At 65.0% G+C, this 14,581-nt stretch carries 15 protein-coding genes and 1 tRNA gene; 5 read left to right on the top strand and 11 right to left on the bottom strand.

Annotated elements, in window-relative coordinates; translation table 11 throughout:
• Nucleotides 1-31 precede the first annotated feature (31 nt).
• Nucleotides 32-580, top strand: a complete 549-nt coding sequence (locus AC5Y42_RS11875) for a peptidylprolyl isomerase (protein WP_499889880.1) — start codon at nucleotides 32-34, stop codon at nucleotides 578-580.
• A gap of 10 nt (nucleotides 581-590) precedes the next feature.
• Here AC5Y42_RS11875 and AC5Y42_RS11880 read toward each other — a convergent pair whose 3' ends face one another.
• Entirely contained in the window at nucleotides 591-1,007 is a 417-nt protein-coding gene (locus AC5Y42_RS11880) for a PH domain-containing protein (RefSeq protein WP_499898653.1), read from the bottom strand.
• 154 nt (nucleotides 1,008-1,161) lie between these two features.
• Nucleotides 1,162-1,443: a cell division protein CrgA gene (crgA, locus tag AC5Y42_RS11885; RefSeq protein WP_065014546.1), complete on the bottom strand. Its 282-nt coding sequence runs from the start codon at nucleotides 1,441-1,443 to the stop codon at nucleotides 1,162-1,164.
• Nucleotides 1,444-1,547: 104 nt separating this feature from the next.
• On the opposite strand from crgA, the gene AC5Y42_RS11890 reads away from it, so the two are divergent.
• Entirely contained in the window at nucleotides 1,548-2,297 is a 750-nt protein-coding gene (locus AC5Y42_RS11890; protein WP_499898311.1) for a DUF881 domain-containing protein, read from the top strand.
• A gap of 33 nt (nucleotides 2,298-2,330) precedes the next feature.
• On the top strand, nucleotides 2,331-3,002 hold the full coding sequence (locus AC5Y42_RS11895; RefSeq protein WP_499898312.1) for an aminodeoxychorismate/anthranilate synthase component II: 672 nt from the start codon (nucleotides 2,331-2,333) through the stop codon (nucleotides 3,000-3,002).
• On the opposite strand, the gene pknB is transcribed toward AC5Y42_RS11895, so the two are convergent.
• The 7 genes from pknB to AC5Y42_RS11930 form a co-directional block, all read right to left on the bottom strand.
• Nucleotides 2,980-4,860 (bottom strand): Stk1 family PASTA domain-containing Ser/Thr kinase, encoded by a 1,881-nt coding sequence (pknB, locus tag AC5Y42_RS11900; RefSeq protein ID WP_499898313.1) that lies wholly within the window; start codon nucleotides 4,858-4,860, stop codon nucleotides 2,980-2,982. The two genes, AC5Y42_RS11895 and pknB, sit on opposite strands and share 23 nt — an antisense overlap.
• Nucleotides 4,857-6,167 (bottom strand): serine/threonine-protein kinase, encoded by a 1,311-nt coding sequence (locus tag AC5Y42_RS11905; RefSeq protein WP_499898314.1) that lies wholly within the window; start codon nucleotides 6,165-6,167, stop codon nucleotides 4,857-4,859. The genes pknB and AC5Y42_RS11905 overlap by 4 nt, the downstream gene beginning before the upstream one ends.
• Nucleotides 6,164-7,639: a D,D-transpeptidase PbpA gene (pbpA, locus tag AC5Y42_RS11910; protein ID WP_499898315.1), complete on the bottom strand. Its 1,476-nt coding sequence runs from the start codon at nucleotides 7,637-7,639 to the stop codon at nucleotides 6,164-6,166. The genes AC5Y42_RS11905 and pbpA overlap by 4 nt, the downstream gene beginning before the upstream one ends.
• A complete protein-coding gene (locus tag AC5Y42_RS11915; protein WP_499898316.1) occupies nucleotides 7,636-9,039 on the bottom strand; it encodes an FtsW/RodA/SpoVE family cell cycle protein in 1,404 nt (467 codons plus the stop codon). The genes pbpA and AC5Y42_RS11915 overlap by 4 nt, the downstream gene beginning before the upstream one ends.
• A gap of 71 nt (nucleotides 9,040-9,110) precedes the next feature.
• Nucleotides 9,111-10,586, bottom strand: coding sequence for a PP2C family protein-serine/threonine phosphatase (locus AC5Y42_RS11920; protein ID WP_499898317.1), 1,476 nt, complete (start codon nucleotides 10,584-10,586; stop codon nucleotides 9,111-9,113).
• Nucleotides 10,583-11,050, bottom strand: a complete 468-nt coding sequence (locus AC5Y42_RS11925) for an FHA domain-containing protein FhaB/FipA (RefSeq protein ID WP_499898318.1) — start codon at nucleotides 11,048-11,050, stop codon at nucleotides 10,583-10,585. The genes AC5Y42_RS11920 and AC5Y42_RS11925 overlap by 4 nt, the downstream gene beginning before the upstream one ends.
• Before the next feature lie 125 nt (nucleotides 11,051-11,175).
• On the bottom strand, nucleotides 11,176-12,771 hold the full coding sequence (locus tag AC5Y42_RS11930) for an FHA domain-containing protein (RefSeq protein WP_499898320.1): 1,596 nt from the start codon (nucleotides 12,769-12,771) through the stop codon (nucleotides 11,176-11,178).
• Between the two features lie 259 nt (nucleotides 12,772-13,030).
• On the opposite strand from AC5Y42_RS11930, the gene AC5Y42_RS11935 reads away from it, so the two are divergent.
• Nucleotides 13,031-13,113: transfer RNA gene (locus tag AC5Y42_RS11935), tRNA-Leu, on the top strand.
• Nucleotides 13,114-13,356: 243 nt separating this feature from the next.
• Here AC5Y42_RS11935 and AC5Y42_RS11940 read toward each other — a convergent pair.
• On the bottom strand, nucleotides 13,357-13,566 hold the full coding sequence (locus AC5Y42_RS11940; protein ID WP_499898321.1) for an Rv3202a family protein: 210 nt from the start codon (nucleotides 13,564-13,566) through the stop codon (nucleotides 13,357-13,359).
• On the bottom strand, nucleotides 13,556-14,002 hold the full coding sequence (locus AC5Y42_RS11945) for a MerR family transcriptional regulator (RefSeq protein WP_499898323.1): 447 nt from the start codon (nucleotides 14,000-14,002) through the stop codon (nucleotides 13,556-13,558). Before AC5Y42_RS11945 ends, AC5Y42_RS11940 begins: the two co-directional genes overlap by 11 nt.
• Nucleotides 14,003-14,115: 113 nt before the next feature.
• Here AC5Y42_RS11945 and AC5Y42_RS11950 point away from each other — a divergent pair, with 113 nt between their 5' ends.
• Nucleotides 14,116-14,538: an Hsp20/alpha crystallin family protein gene (locus AC5Y42_RS11950; protein WP_499898654.1), complete on the top strand. Its 423-nt coding sequence runs from the start codon at nucleotides 14,116-14,118 to the stop codon at nucleotides 14,536-14,538.
• The last annotated feature ends 43 nt before the right edge of the window (nucleotides 14,539-14,581 follow it).

Here is a 14,581-nt window from a genome sequence, read left to right on the forward strand (position 1 = left end):
CGAGACCGGATGACGGACACCGGTACCGATGATGGCAGACTGTGATGCCGTGACTACCAGCCCAATTCAGACCGCCACTGCCACACTGCACACCAACCGCGGCGATATCAAGATCGCGTTGTTCGGAAACCACGCTCCCAAAACCGTTGCCAACTTTGTGGGCCTGGCGCAGGGCACCAAGGATTATTCGACCGAGAACGCCTCGGGCGGCAGTTCCGGCCCGTTTTACGACGGCGCCGTCTTCCACCGGGTGATCAGCGGATTCATGATCCAGGGCGGCGACCCGAGCGGCACGGGTCGCGGCGGGCCCGGCTACAAGTTCGCCGACGAATTCCACCCGGAATTACAGTTCGACAAGCCCTACCTGCTGGCGATGGCCAACGCGGGCCCGGGCACCAACGGATCACAGTTTTTCATCACGGTGGGTCAGACCCCGCACCTGAACCGGCGCCACACCATCTTCGGCGAGGTGGTCGACCCCGAGTCGCAAAAGGTCGTCGACGCGATCGCCACCACCCCCACCGACCACAGCGACCGGCCCACCGAAGCCGTCGTCATCGAGTCGGTCACGATTTCCTGACCGAGCCGTATCAGGAGCCGGCGTAGCCGGCGGCGGTAAGCGCGTCGAGCACGTCCAACGGGTCGGTGCCCAGGTCCCAGCGCGAGAAAATCACCAGTTGGTCGTCGGCGCCGTCGATCTCGAGCAGCCGCATCTTGCGGCCGATCCGACGGAACTCGGTAATCCGGACGACCTTGATATCGGGGCGTCGCAATAGTTGCGTTCGCCACCAGCCACGAACCAGGAGACCGTCGGGCGTAATTGCCAGCTTCGGCCGCGCGCGCCACGACATCCACGCAAACACGATCAACCCGATGGCCGCCGCACCAGTCAGTATCCGGCCTGGCAGGTCTGTGACCAGAGTCACACACAGGGTAGCCATCACGAGGCCAGCGAGCCCGCAACCAGCGATTCCGTTCACAGGCGGCGCCCATTGAGTTTGCTGCATGGGGTTCCCAACACTCCTACCACTGTCGATGCGGTTATCCACAAGCGCTATCAACAATGGGGATGAATCACATCCGTGTGATTGAGTAAGCGCGACGTCGCTAGCCCAGTAACGACCCATCGCGCAGTTGAATTCATTATGTGGGCCAGGATCGCTACCGCCACCGCATGGTCAGTAACAATCCGGTGATCATGAAAGCAAAGGCGACCGCGTAGTTCCACGGACCGAGCTCTGCCATCCAGTCGAGCATCGCCGGCGCACTGGGACCCGTTGCTGCCAGTTGAAAGACCATCAGCCAGATCAACCCGATCAACATCAAGCCGACGAACAATGCGACGAACCACACGCTGGACGGCCCAGCCTTGACCTTGACCGGTGTACGGCTTACCGCGCTGACCGCGAAGTCGTTCTTCTTGCGGACCTTGGACTTGGGCATCGGTACCTCAGGACAGTAGGGGCGGTGCAACGATAGGGGCGGGCCGCTGCAAGCATTGTTCGGCTACGAGACTAACCCACGTCAGCACAGCGAACGGAGAGCCGATGGTCAACCAGACCGCCCGCCGCTCGCCGTGGCGTGTCGGCGTCCCGCTGGTGTGCCTGCTCGCCGGATTGCTGCTCGGCGCCACCCACGGCGTGTCCAACGGCAATGAGATCCGGCGCAGCGACGCACCGCGGCTGGTCGACATGGTCCGCGACGCGCAGGCCGGAGTCGACGCGCTCAGCAACGAACGCGACCGGCTGGCCACCACCGTCGACTCCACCCACGGGCGGTCGTCCGATAGCGCGCTGGCGGCGATGCTGCGCCGCTCTGCCGAGTTGGCTGGTGACGCCGGTCTGGACCCGGTGCACGGCCCAGGACTGGTGGTGACGCTCACCGATGCGCAGCGCGACGCCAATGGCCGGTTCCCCCGCGACGCCTCCCCCGACGACCTCGTCGTACATCAACAAGACATCCAGGCCGTGCTCAATGCGTTGTGGAGCGCGGGCGCTGAGGCGATCCAGATGCAAGACCAGCGCATCATCGCGACGTCGGCGCCACGTTGTGTCGGGAACACCTTGCTGCTCAATGGACGTACCTACAGCCCGCCGTACACCGTCACTGCCATCGGCGATGCCGCGGCCATGCAGGCCGCGCTGGCGGGCGCTCCCCTGGTGACTCTTTACAAGCAGTATGTGGTGCGGTTCGGTCTCGGCTACACCGAAGCGGTCATGCCCGACGTGCGGATCGCCGGACACAGTGAGCCGGTCCGCATGCGCGTCGCCCAGCCGGCCGGTCCGGTGAGCTACTGAGCTGGGCAATCGGGCGGGCGGTAGCCTGATGCGATGCGGATCTTGGTCGTCGACAACTACGACAGCTTCGTGTTCAACCTGGTGCAGTACCTCGGGCAACTCGGCGTCGAGGCTGCGGTGTGGCGCAACGATGATGCGCAACTGGCCGACCCGACCGCGATCGCCGATCGGTTCGACGGCGTACTGCTGAGCCCAGGTCCGGGCACACCGGAACGTGCCGGGGCGTCGATCGACTTGGTCCGCGCGTGCGCCGCGGCGCACACCGCACTGCTGGGGGTATGTCTGGGCCACCAGGCGATCGGCGTGGCGTTCGGCGCCAGCGTCGATCGGGCACCCGAATTGCTGCACGGCAAGACCAGCAACGTTTTCCACACGAATACCGGTGTGCTGCAGGGTCTTCCAGACCCGTTCACGGCTACTCGATACCACTCATTGACGATCCTGCCGGAAACCTTGCCAACCGAGCTCGAGGTGACCGCGCGCACCCGCAGCGGCGTGATCATGGGGGTGCGGCACACGGCCCTGCCCATCCACGGGGTGCAGTTCCATCCGGAGTCGATCCTCACCGAGGGCGGGCATCGAATGTTGGCCAACTGGCTGGCCTACTGCGGGCACCCCCGGGACGACGCCCTGGTGCGCCGGTTGGAGAACGAGGTCTTGGACAGTTTCGGTCGCGGTGCGGCTACTGCCCGAACGTCAGCGTGATGTTGCCGTCCTTATTGGTCCCCTCCCCCGCTGACGGACTCTGGTAGACGATCTTGTTGTGGTTGTTGCCGCCGGCGTCGACGTCGGCGGGTTTGTCGAGCATTCCCGTCCACCCCAGGGCACGCAGCCGCGGTTCGGCGTCGGTCCAGAACATGCCGCGGACATCGGGCATCACGAACTGGTTGCCCTTCGACACTTGCAGTTCAATCACCGAGTCCACGGGCACGGTCTCCCCGGCGGACGGTTTCGTCCCCACTACCTCACCGGCCGGGCGGGGGCTGTCGACCGACGCTTCGGCGAACTTGGTGAAGCCGTAGACGTTGAGGTTCTTCTGGGCGAGCTCGACGGTCTGGCCGGAGACAGCAGGGATCTGCTTGGTGGACGGACCGGACCCCACGATGATCGAGATCTCGTTGGTGATCGCCGAGGTCTGGTTGGCCGACGGAATCGTCCCGATGACCCGGTCCTTCATGTCCGGAGGCGAGGCCGACTGAACCTGCTTGAAGCGGCCGAACCCGGCGGCTTTCAGCTTCTTCACCGCCGACGCGTAGCTCAGCGACGAAACGTCGGGCACCTCACGCTGCTCGGGCCCGGTGGAGACACTGAGGGTGATCTCGTCGCCGGCCCCCACCGAGGAGTCGGCTCCCGGGTCGGTGCCGATCACGTGGTCAGGTGGCACGGTCGAGTCGGGTTTCTGCTGCGTGCGCGTCTTGAAGCCCTTGTTTTGCAACGCGGCGATCGCATCGGCCGACGCCTGCCCCCGCACGTCGGGCACCTGAACGTTGCGCGTGCTGTTGCCGAACGTGTTGATGGCGATGGTGACGAGCACGGTCAACACCGCCAATACCGCGACCGCGATGAGCCAGCGGCCCACCGACCCGCCACCGCGGTCCCGGCCGAAGTCGAGTGGCTGGCGGGGCAGCGGATCGGTGTGGGAGCCCACCGGATCACTGGGATGCGGCGATGCCAAAAACGAATTCCGCTCGGCGTCGGTGAGCACCTTCGGTGCCTCGGGCTGCTCACCGTTGTGCACCCGAACCAGGTCGGCGCGCATCTCCGCGGCGGTCTGGTAGCGGTTGTCGGGGTTTTTAGCCAGCGCCTTGAGCACGACGGCGTCCAATTCGGCGGAGACACCATCATGCCGTTGCGACGGCGGAACAGGATCCTCGCGGACATGCTGGTACGCGACCGCAACCGGTGAGTCACCGACGAAAGGTGGCTCGCCGGTGAGGATTTCGTAGAGCACGCAACCCAGCGAATAGACGTCGGACCGAGCGTCGACCGAATCGCCCCGGGCCTGTTCCGGCGACAAGTACTGTGCGGTGCCGATTACCGCCGCGGTCTGGGTGACGCTATTGCCGCTGTCGGCGATCGCCCGAGCGATGCCGAAATCCATCACCTTGACCGCGTTCGTGGTGCTGATCATGATGTTCGCCGGCTTGACGTCGCGGTGGATGATGCCGTGCTGGTGAGAAAAGTTCAGCGCCTGGCAAGCGTCGGCGATGACCTCGATGGCCCGCTTGGGCGGCATCGGTCCGTCAGTATGCACGATGTCGCGCAGCGTGACCCCGTTGACGTACTCCATCACGATGTAGGGCAGCGGCCCGGCGGGTGTCTCGGCCTCGCCGGTGTCGTATACCGCGACGATGGCGGGGTGGTTCAGTGCGGCTGCGTTCTGCGCTTCGCGCCGGAAACGCAGATAGAAGCTCGGGTCGCGGGCAAGGTCGGCGCGCAGCACTTTGACCGCCACGTCACGGTGCAACCGGGTGTCATGCGCATGGTGCACCTCGGACATCCCGCCGAAGCCGAGGATTTCCCCAAGCTCGTAGCGGTCGGACAAATGCTGCGGAGTGGTCATACCGTTGTCTCGTGTCGGGCCGGCGACGCCTGCTGGAGATGCGTCGGCACGACAGCCCAGGGCTGCTCGTTCTGACGTCCAGCATGACCCGCTCCCCCATGATCCGTCCAATTGGACAGCTGTACAGCAGCCATGCCCGCGCTCGTCGAGGTGTTGCTTGGCGTGCCGGTGTCCGTCACGGTCGGGGCTGACGGTTGCGGCTGGGTGTCGTCGTGCGAGTTGATGACGATCAGTACCGCAATGATGATCGCCAACGCCCCTAATACTCCGGCCGCCCACAGCAGCGCACGCTGGCCGGACGAGAAGGTGCGTCGCTGCGGCGGCGGGCGATGACCGCCGGTGGTGGGCCGCGACCGGCGAGCCGCTGGAGCCCGACCGGTCGGATTCGCAGCCGCCCTGGCCTGGGCTCCCGACGGTATGGCGGAAGGGGTGGCCCGGCCCGAGGACGAACCCTGGTTGGGCCGCGGCGGCCGACGGCCGGCGCGCACCGCGGCGACCGCGTCGGCGAACGGTCCCCCGCTGCGGTAACGCATCCCGGGATTTTTGACCAGCGTGATCTCGATGAGCTCACGCACATTGGGCGGAACATCGGTGGGCAGCGGCGGCGGCGGCTCTTTGATGTGCTTCATCGCCACCGTCAGTGCGCCGTCGCCGGTGAATGGCCGCTTACCCGAAACAGATTCGTAGCCAACAACTCCCAGCGAATAGACGTCGCTGGCCGGGGTGGCGTCGTGGCCGAGGGCCTGCTCGGGGGCGATGTATTGGGCGGTGCCCATCACCATGCCGGTCTGGGTCACCGGCGCCGCATCGACGGCCTTGGCGATACCGAAGTCGGTGATCTTCACCTGACCGGTCGGGGTGATCAGGATGTTTCCGGGCTTGACGTCGCGGTGCACCAGGCCGGCGGCGTGCGCAATCTGAAGCGCGCGACCGGTCTGCTCGAGCAGATCCAGCGCGTGGCGCAACGACAGTTTGCCCATCCGCTTGAGGACTGAGTTGAGCGGCTCACCGTTGACCAGCTCCATCACCAGATAGGCGGTGCGGCCTTCGCCGTTCATCTGGGTTTCGCCGTAATCGTGCACGCTGGCGATGCCGGGGTGATTGAGCATCGCCGTCGTGCGCGCCTCGGCGCGGAACCGCTCGATGAACTCCGGGTCGGACGAGAACTCGCTCTTGAGGACCTTGACCGCGACGCGTCGACCCAGCCGACTGTCCACCGCCTCCCACACCTGGCCCATACCACCAGTGGCGATGAGGCGCTGCAGCCGGTAGCGGCCAGACAGCGTCACACCTACTCGCGGGCTCATGGTCCTCCCTGCAGCGCGGCCTCGATCACGGCCCGCCCGATCGGTGCAGCAAGCGCACCGCCGGTCGCGGACAACCGGTCGGCGCTGTCCTCCACCAGCACCGCAACAGCCACCTTCGGTGTCTGCGCGGGCGCGAAAGCGATGTACCACGCGTGCGGCGGAGTGTTGCGCGGGTCGGTGCCGTGCTCTGCGGTACCGGTCTTGGATGCGATCTGCACGCCGGGGATGGCCCCTTTCTGCTGTGTGAATTGCTCGGCGCCGACCATCAACTCTGTTAGCTTAGCCGCGACCTGCGGCGACACCGCACGGCGCTGCTCGCGGGGAGCGGTGCTGCTGATATTAGCCAGATCGGGCCCCTTGAGGCTGTCGACGAGGTAAGGCATCATCGTGACCCCGGCGTTCGCGATGGTCGCGGCCACCAACGCATTTTCCAGCGGGGTCAGCGCAACGTCCTTCTGTCCGATGCTCGACATCCCCAGCGCGGCGGTATCCGGGATCGGGCCGACAGTGGATTGTGCGACCTGTAACGGGATGGGATCGGGGGCGGTGTCCAGACCGAACGACTGCGCGGTACTGCGCAGGGCGTCGGCGCCGGTGAGCATGCCCAGCTGGACGAACGCGGTGTTGCAGGACCGGGCGAAAGCTTCGCGCAGCGAGACCGTGGGTTCGTCTCCGCACGGGGCACCGCCGTAGTTCTCCAGCGTCGCAGTGCTGTCGGGTAACGGAATCTTGGGTGCCGCGGTCAGCTGGTCGTCCTCGGTGGTGCCGGCCTGCAGCGCGGCTGCGGTGGTGATCACCTTGAATGTGGAGCCCGGTGGATACGTCTCGGCGATGGCGCGGTTGGTCAGCGGGGAGTCGGGGTTGTCGCGCAACCGCTGCCAGGCGCGCGATTGCTCCTCGGCGTTGTGCGACGCCAGCAGGTTGGGATCGTAGGACGGCGAGGACACCAGCGCCAAAATTTTGCCGGTGGCGGGTTCGAGCGCGACGACCGCGCCCCGACACGGCCCGCTGCAACCCTGCTGCATGGCGTCCCACGCCGCCTGTTGGACGCGCGGGTTGATGGTGGTGTCGACGTTGCCGCCGCGAGGATCGCGGCCGGTGAAGAAATCGGCTAACCGACGACCGAACAGCCGTTGGTCCGACCCGTTGAGCAGCGGGTCTTCGGCCCGTTCCAGCCCGGTACTGGAATAGCGCAGCGAGTAGAAGCCGGTCACCGGTGCGTAAACCGCGGGATCGGGGTACACGCGCAGAAAACGGAAGCGGTTGTCGGTGGCCACCGAGTAGGCCAGCAGTTGACCTCCGGCGGTGATTTGGCCGCGCTGGCGGGAGTACTCGTCCAGAAGCACACGCTGGTTGCGCGGGTCCGCGCGCAGCCCGTCGGCGGTGAACACCTGGGTGACCGTGGCGTTGACCAGCAGCAACACGATCAACGCCATCACGGTTACCGAGATTCGCCGTAGGGAGGCGTTCATACCCGCTCGATCACCTCGGTGCTGGCCGCCGCGATCGGCGACGGGTTGCGCGCGCTGGTGCGGAACGGACGCCGTGCCGCATGCGATGTGCGGGCCAGAATGGCCAGCAGCATGTAGTTGGCCAGCAGTGACGAGCCGCCATACGACATCCAGGGCGTGGTCAGTCCGGTCAGCGGAATGAGTTTGGTGACGCCGCCGACGACGATGAACAGTTGGATGGCCAAGGTCGAGGACAGACCCGCGGCCAGAAGTTTTCCGAAGCTGTCACGCACCGCGATTGCGGTGCGCATTCCGCGGATGATGACGATTGTGTAGAGCATCAAAATGCCCGCCAGCCCCACCAATCCAAGCTCTTCGCCGAAGGCGGCGACGATGAAATCGGTTGACGCCGCCGGCACGGCGTCGGGCTGGCCGTTACCCAGCCCCGTGCCGAAGATGCCACCGGTGGCAAAACTGAACAGCGACTGCACCATCTGATAGCCGCTGCCTTCGGGGTCGGCGAACGGGTCCAGCCACGTCTGGACGCGCACCCGGACGTGATCGAAAGCGAAGTACGCGGCAACGCTTCCGAGCGAAAACAAAGCCAGGCCGATGATCACCCAACTGAACCGCTGGGTGGCAAGGTAAACCACCACCAGAAACGACGCATATAGCAGCAGCGAAGTCCCCAGGTCCTTTTCGAAGATCATCACACCGACCGAAATCACCCACGCCGCCAAAAGTGGCGCCAGGTCGCGCGGCCGCGGCAGGTCCAGGCCCGCGAAATGCTTGCCGGCGCTGGTGAACAGACCGCGCTTGGCGACCAGCACCGCCGAAAAGAAGACGAGCAGCAGGAGCTTAGAGAATTCAGCCGGCTGAATCGAGAAGCCCGGCAACCGGATCCAAATTTTGGCGCCGTTCTGTTCGGAAAACGACCGTGGCAGCAGGGCGGGAATTGCTAACAGCACCAGGCCACTCAGCCCGCAGATGTAGCCGTATCGCGCGAGCTGTCGATGATCTTTCAGCCAGCCCATCACGACCGCGAACGCGACGACGCCCACCAACGTCCACAACATCTGCTGGTTGGCGCTGGGGCCGGCACCGCCGCCCACGTGGGAGAGGTCCAGTCGATGAATCATCACTAGACCCAACCCGTTGAGCAGTGCCACCACCGGCAGCAGCAGCGGATCCGCGTAGGGCGCATAGCGCCGGATGGTGGCGTGCGCGCCTACGAAAAGCGCCAGGAAGGCCGCGGCGTAAGTGACGAGGTCCCAACGCAATCCACGGTCCTGGTTGGCTTCCACGATGGCCAGTGCCGCCGCGGTGATGACGGTGGCGAAGCACAGCAACACCAATTCGGCATTGCGCCGAGTCGGCAGCGGTGGAGTCACTGCAACCGCCGGTTGCGGCGCTGTGCTCAATTTGCGCCGCTCCTCCGCATCGTCCCCCCTCAAGCTGGGGTTCCCCGAGCCCTCTGCATCGTCGGCACGGGTCATGCAACTGCCCGGCACGTGGTTCCTGGCTCAAATGGCGGCGGCGGAAGTGCGGTCACCGCGGGTGCGGTAGACGAGGGCGACGGGCCCTCCGAGGTTTCGTTCGGGCCCGACGTGCTGTGTGGCGGTGCACCCGTCGCTGTTGTTCGACTACTAGTGGTCGGCGGGACCTGCGATGTCGGGGACGGCGACGACGTGGCGTGCCCCGGTGGGCACGGCGGTAGCAACGAGCCCGCCTGCAATTGGTGAAGCTGCGCGATGGCGTTGTCCAAAGTCCCCGCCGGTAAACCCGCCGCGACCTGTGCGCGCTCCGACGGGCGCAGGTCGGACAGCTTTATGGGGTGGCAGTTGAGATTGGTTTTGGACTGGCCGTAGCTGATCTGCGACAGTTCGTTGCGACTATTGAGGCAACCGACCAGGTACGGTTTATGCAGCGGAAAGCCGAGTATCGAACTTTGGACGCCGCGCATGATCGTCACCTCGTCGTTGTAGGCGGCGACGTAGTAGTTGCTGTAGACGACCTGGCGGCCGATGGCCAGCGCCGAAAGGATCAGCAGCACCACCAACGTCACGCCGATCGCCATCCGTCGCCGCGACCGACGCGGACGAATGAATGCATCCGCTTGTGGCAGAACGCGTTTCACGACGCTTTTGCGCGGGCTGATGGCCGATGCCCGACCTGCTGCGGTGTTGGGCCGCGTCAGCTGGTCTTCTTCTCCCGATACCGCGCCGGCGATAATTGGCTGGGTCGGGCCGTAGTCGGAGTCGACGACGTCGGCGACCACCACAGTCACGTTGTCCGGGCCGCCGCCGCGCAGGGCGAGTTCGATGAGGCGGTCAGCGCTGTCGGTGACGTCGGAGATCTTCAGCGCCTCGAGAATGGTCTCCTCGCTGACTGGGTCGGAGAGTCCGTCCGAGCACAGTAAGTAGCGGTCGCCTGCGCGCGCCTCGCGCATGGTCAGTGTGGGCTCGACCTCGTGACCGGTCAACGCGCGCATGATCAGCGACCGCTGCGGGTGGCTGTGCGCCTCTTCGCGGGTGATGCGCCCCTCGTCGACCAAGGTCTGGACAAAGGTGTCGTCTTTGGTGATCTGGGTCAGCTCGCCGTCGCGCAGCATGTAACCACGTGAATCGCCGATGTGCACTAACCCAAGACGGTTGCCCGCGAACAGGATTGCCGTCAGCGTGGTGCCCATGCCCTCGAGATCGGGCTCCATTTCTACTTGGGCGGCGATGGCCGAGTTACCGGACCGCACTGCTGAGTCGAGCTTGGCCAGCAGATCGCCGCCGGGCTCATCGTCGTCCAAGTGGGCCAGTGCAGCGATCACCAACTGGGACGCCACTTCACCGGCGGCGTGACCGCCCATGCCGTCGGCCAGTGCCAGCAGCCGCGCGCCGGCATAGACCGAATCTTCGTTGTTGGAGCGCACCAGGCCGACATCGCTGCGAGCCGCATAGCGGAAGAACAGGGTCACGGGCGCAACTCGATCACCGTTTTGCCGATTCGAACCGGCGTGCCATTGGGAACCCGTACCGCCGTCGTCACCTTCACCCTGTCAAGGTAAGTACCATTGGTCGATCCTAAATCCTCGACGTACCATTCCGCGCCTCGCTGCGATAGCCGCGCGTGCCGCGTCGAAGCGTAGTCATCGGTGAGCACCAGGGTGGAGTCGTCTGCGCGTCCGATCAACACCGGCTGTCCGCTCAACGTGATACGCGCACCCACCAGCGCCCCTTCGGTCACCACCAGGTAGCGGGCGGCGTGCCCACGCTGTCGCGAGGGCAACAGGGTGCCGCGTAGCGCCAAGCCCCGTCGCACCATGACGGCGCCGGTCGGCGCGTAAATGTCCGTCCGCAGGATCCGCAGCACCGACCAGATGAACAGCCAGAGCAGCATCAAAAACCCGGCGCGCGTCAGCTGCAGTACTAGACCCTGCATCTGGCGTCCTCTCCGTCCTGGCGCCGCGCACTTCGCGCCGCGATGCCGAGCACATCAGCAACGTCACGATACTTGGACCGCGCTCGACGTGGGCGAAGCTGGATTGCTTCGCCCGGGCTACGCGCTCAGTGGATATGGACGACGATCTCGGAATGGCCCAGCCGAATTACATCGCCATCGGCCAACTGCCACTCCTGCACCGGCGCGTTGTTGACGGTGGTGCCGTTGGTGGAGTTGAGATCCGAGAGCAATGCGACCTGGCCATCCCAGCGAATTTCCAGATGCCGACGTGACACGCCGGTGTCGGGTAGGCGGAACTGGGCGTCCTGGCCACGGCCCACGATGTTGGCGCCTTCGCGGAGCTGGTAGGTGCGGCCGCTACCATCGTCGAGCTGCAGTGTGACCGCGGTGCCGGAGGACCCGTAGCCACCCTGCCCGTAGCCGCCGTAACTACCCGCCTGACCGTAGTCATAGTCACGGCCCGCGGGCTCACCGTATCCGCCACCCGATGGCGCGTAGCCCCCGCCGGCGGAACCGGCGTCGCCATAGCCCCCGTAATCGGGCTGGCCGTAGTCTTGCCGGCCATATCCAGGGCCGCCCTGGTAGCCCTGCTCGTAGCCACCGCCCTGATCGGGGTAGGCCGCCCGCTGGTCGGGCTGGCCGTAGCCGCCTTCGTCGTGACGAGCCGGCCCGCGTCCGTAATCGCCGTAGTCGCCGTAATCTTGGCCGCCAGGCTGCCCATAGCCACCGCCCCCCTGGCGGTAACCGGCGTCGTAGCCTTGGCCGCCGCCATAGCCGCCGGCCGGACGCTGTTCGTAAGAGGGTGGATAGCCGCCCTGCTCCGGGTAGCCGCCTTGGCCTTGGTAGCCCTGGCCTTGGTCTTGGTAGCCGCGCTGCTCTTGGTAGCCGCCTTGGTCGGGGTAGCCGCCCTGGCCTTGGTAGCCGCCTTGGTCGGGGTAGCCGCCCTGGCCTTGGTAGCCGCCTTGGTCGGGGTAGCCGCCCTGGCCTTGGTAGCCGCGCTGTTCTTGGTAGCCGCCTTGATCTTGGGGACCGCCTTGGTCGGGGTAGCCGCCCTGGTCAGGTTGCCTGGGCGGATAGCCACGCTGATCCGGGTAGCCGCCAGATTCCGGTGGATAAGGGCCACGGGGATCCTGGCCGCCACGGGGGTCGTCCTGCTGCTGGCCGTAGCGGTCGTCGTAGTAGTCGTCACCGGGCCGCCCCTGCCCCTGGCCGCCGCGATAGCTCGAATTCTCAGTCATTGGTACTCCTGGTTCTGCGCTAAACGCATGATCTGATTGTGGCGGGGCGAACTCACTAGCAGTCGGGCGGGGTTCCACATCGGGGTTGACCGCGCCGCGGGCGCGGAACTGTCCGGTGTGGAGGTTCGCTGATTTCTCGAACCGGACAACCACATCACCATACGTTTGCCATCCCTGTTCGCCGATGTATCCCGTTAAATGCTTAGCGAAGGTGTCCGACGTGAGATCCGGGTCGGCGCCCACTTTCTCGTAGTCGTGCATACCGAGGGTAATGATGTATTCGTTCGGAGCCAAAAGGCGATTGCCCTGAAGTGAGCGAATACCGTCGGCTGCTTCACGGCGCAACATGGCTTCAACCTCTTGCGGGACGATCGACCCGCCGAATACCCGCGCAAACGCATCACCGACGGTGGATTCGAGTTTGCGCTCGATTCGTTGAACTAGCCCCTTTTGGCTGTTCATGTCCAGCGCCTGCCTCGCTTGTCCTTAATATGCCGCTGCCGCAGGAGACGATGACCATCGCGCGTATCGCATCATCGTCTTCGTCTAATCATGGTATCGGTCCACCGCGACGCTGCGGCACCGTCAGATCTCTGAGAATCGTGTCGGCGCAGGTCAGCGAGCGCTTAAGTGCCGCCGTCCGCCAGCGACCGGCCTTGTCGGGGCATCAGGACGGTTGGGGCGGCTGACTATTACAGTGGTAGGCTCCACCGGTCGTTCAGGGCGAGTGGCGGAATGGCAGACGCGCTGGCTTCAGGTGCCAGTGTCCTTCGGGACGTGGGGGTTCAAGTCCCCCTTCGCCCACCGTGTGATGAGTCGAGTCATTGGTGACACATGAGTCGCGTCATCGGTGACACATCGCCCCGGCCATCGGCCGGGGTTTTTGTTGGTTGCGCCAACAGTTGGTGAGTGGCGCGGGTGGTGGTGAGCGTGTCGGGGCCGAAGCGGCCTGGGCGGCCACCGCGCCGAGTTCGAAGAACCGGTTCGGATTGCCGCCCGCCGCCCCTGACAATCACGCTTCGCTACTCGACCAAAGCCAGCTACCTGTCACGAGTCGATCTCGTAGTCGTCCTCTGGGAGTGGAACGCAGACAGCTTGATCGAAGAGATCAGCCAGGTCGGCCTCCACGCTCAGGGCATTCTTTAAATAGTCCGGATCCAACCCCGCGGCCTCGTCTGTTCCATCGACGGAAATCTGCTGCTCGGCAAGGTCTGCCTCCGGCACATCGTGGGTCGGTGCGAATTCGTCAGTCTTCATCATGTCCCTCCCTTTCCCGTGCTTGCGGTCGGTATCGAGGCGCCATATCGACGCGGTGACCCGAAGCGAGTCGGGCGTTGTCGGAGTCCAACTGGGCGTTATTGGACTCCAGGCGAGCATTATCGGAGGCCAGCTGCGCGTTGTCGGATTGCAGTTGAGCTTTGTCGGACTCCAGCCGAGCGTTGCTTGCTTCGAGCCCGAGGATCTCGCCGACGCCGGTCACGTTAACTCCGATTGCAACCAACTCGCTGATCCGCCGTAGGCGCGCGAGGTCGTCATCGCTGTAGCGACGCGTCCCGCCAGCGGTTCGCGCAGGAGTGAGCAGTCCACGCTTTTCGTATAGTCGCAGCGTCTGCTCGCCGATACCAGACAACTCGGCGGCTACCGAGATGCTGTACACCCCGCGCCCGGATCGGGCGGTCGTCTCCTCAGTCAATGCGGCGCTCCAACTCACTTAAAAACTCACTCTTGCACAAACCTACCATGGGTGCTATATACAAATCTATACCAGATCACACAGGTGATCTGCTCACAATTTGGGAGGTGGAGATGATGTTGATGCGTACCGATCCGTTCCGTGATCTCGACCGCTGGACCCAGCAAGTCTTGGGCACCGCGGCACGGCCGGCGGTCATGCCCATGGACGCTTGGCGTGAGGGCGATAAATTCATCGTCGAGTTCGACCTGCCGGGAGTGAAGGAAGACTCCCTGGACCTCGACGTTGAACGCAATGTGCTGACCGTGCACGCCGAACGCGCCGGCCTGGACCAGAACCGGGAGATGGTATCGGCGGAACGGCCGCGTGGCGTATTTAGCCGCCAGTTGTTCTTGGGTGACAACCTCGATGCGGACCAGATCGAGGCCAGCTATCAAGACGGCGTGTTGCGGCTGACCGTCCCAGTTGCCGAGAAGGCCAAGCCTCGCCGCATCAAGATCGCGAGTAGTCACGAGGAGCGGGCCATCAACGCTTAACCGCAGGGGCCGGGCGGCGGCTGCCTCACGTGAAGGAGGTAAA

This window comes from Mycobacterium sp. NGS48 (assembly GCF_059812585.1).